4 protein-coding genes are annotated in these 1,729 nt (G+C 41.1%); all 4 read right to left on the reverse strand.

Features of this window, described 5'->3' with window-relative positions:
• Positions 1-184 precede the first annotated feature (184 nt).
• A complete protein-coding gene (locus FN124_RS30780; RefSeq protein ID WP_142688651.1) occupies positions 185-460 on the reverse strand; it encodes a hypothetical protein in 276 nt (91 codons plus the stop codon).
• 11 nt (positions 461-471) lie between these two features.
• A complete protein-coding gene (locus tag FN124_RS30785; RefSeq protein ID WP_142688652.1) occupies positions 472-819 on the reverse strand; it encodes a hypothetical protein in 348 nt (115 codons plus the stop codon).
• Positions 779-1,288: an RHS repeat domain-containing protein gene (locus FN124_RS30790; RefSeq protein WP_376765858.1), complete on the reverse strand. Its 510-nt coding sequence runs from the start codon at positions 1,286-1,288 to the stop codon at positions 779-781. Before FN124_RS30790 ends, FN124_RS30785 begins: the two co-directional genes overlap by 41 nt.
• Before the next feature lie 251 nt (positions 1,289-1,539).
• A partial coding sequence (locus tag FN124_RS31085; RefSeq protein ID WP_185937472.1) for a hypothetical protein occupies positions 1,540-1,729 on the reverse strand: 190 nt, incomplete at its 5' end.

Raw genomic sequence — 1,729 nt, forward strand, 5'->3', positions numbered from 1 at the left:
TAAACTGCTTCAGAAAGTCGTCTGATAAAAAATCTTCTGTCTTCATAAAACTGTATATGCTTTAAAATTAAAAAATCAGAGCTAAACCCCGATTTTTAATATTTACACAGTTTATGAGATAGTGTCAGGCATTGCCTGCGGCTTCGCTGTTTAGCGGATCCAGTTACGACAATAACATAAGTCTTTATGTTTCTGCTGTTTTTATCACATTTACCATAATAAGACCAGGCTTTATCCTTAAACAAAAGAACCAAACATTCTCAACTCCTTCAACTTTAGCTGGACGTTCATTATTAAGCTCAATTTGTAATTCCGATTTCCCTTTCTCACCTAAAAACTTCACCTGAGACAAATCCAAACTTTTACCCCACAAAATCATAGCAGCATTTATATTAGATCCATTAACCTGACTAATATATGTCCCGCCTCTAAATTCCATAATAAATGTATATATATCCATACCCTAATTTATTAATTACTTCCCTTAGCTTTTCTACTATGATTTTCTCCTGTATTGTCCATTTTCTTCTTTTCATGATCTACAGTTCTCTTTAATTTATCCAATGAGGCCTTGTCATCCTTTGTCTTGTTGGGCTTGCTTTTTAATGCCTCGTATTCTTTTTTTGCCGCCTCATATCTATCTTTTGCTGATTCTCTAGCTTTTTGATTAGCATGTTGCCCATTCTTACCTCCACCATGTTTTTCAGGTATTGTTATGGATTCCATTTTCTCCAGTTTATCAGCAACTTCCGGAGATACCTGAGGCTTTGATTTTTCATCAATGACTTTCTGGGGCTGGCAATGGAACTGCTGTCTCATCTTTAGCCGCAGGGGTCACTTCTTTCCCCTTAGGCTTAGCTCCATCTTTTCCCACTCCCTCTGATAACAAATTAATAGCTGTATTTACCGTAGCATAGGTTCGATAACTAAAAAGTGCAACTTCAATTGCCTCAATTACTATTGGAACAAGTACAATAGGGTTTCTTCCATCTGGGTCACCATATCTAACCGGATTATTAAATGCAAAATGATATGGTGTTAAATCTTCCTGATTATTCTCAATTTCAGGATCTATTTGTAAGAATCTTCCTATTTGAGCATTGTAGGTACGAGCATTAAAATCATACAAATCCAACCCTGATCCATCACTGAACTCCCCTGATTGCAACTCATTTCCGTTATATTTCTTCCTATTTTCCGCATAATTACTCCCCTTCAACGCATTCGAACTAATCCCCGCCATCGTCAACCCAAATGGATAATAATAGCGTCTCCTCCAGCACGGCACTCAAAGAACTTCTACCACTAAAAATAACGGATTTTATTTTTTCATATGAAAGAAAAAAATCTGATCGGCCATAAAACACGATCACCGTCCGGGGATAGATGATGTGTTACTGCTGCTGGTTTTATATTCTCATGTTGACCAGAGATTTATCGATCAGCCTATATTCTGCCGTCCCCCACATCATCCATCCCCGGACGGAAGCGCGACAGTACAAAAGCTGATCAGGTTACTGACGCTGGTGTTCGCGCCGTTTATTCTTCCGCCGCCGGGCCAGCGGTATAACGCTGATGGCTATATTCTATTGCCCCAACAAAACGTCTTCCGCCCCACACCGCCATTCCTCCCTGGCCGCTGCGGCGGCAGCCAGAGCGCAGGCCCTGGAGCGCAGCGGAAGGGCCCAGCGAGGGCGAGCCGCAGCAGGCCGCGCCTTCGTCCTTTATC

Origin of the sequence: Chitinophaga polysaccharea, assembly GCF_902150045.1 — a bacterium.
In the GTDB taxonomy this organism is placed as follows: Bacteria; Bacteroidota; Bacteroidia; order Chitinophagales; family Chitinophagaceae; genus Chitinophaga; species Chitinophaga polysaccharea_A.

Bases quoted from the DNA above. Each gene is read 5' to 3' on its own strand.
- FN124_RS30780 (WP_142688651.1), bottom strand. From the start codon at position 460: ATGGATATATATACATTTATTATGGAATTTAGAGGCGGGACATATATT.
- FN124_RS30785 (WP_142688652.1), bottom strand. From the start codon at position 819: ATGAGACAGCAGTTCCATTGCCAGCCCCAGAAAGTCATTGATGAAAAA.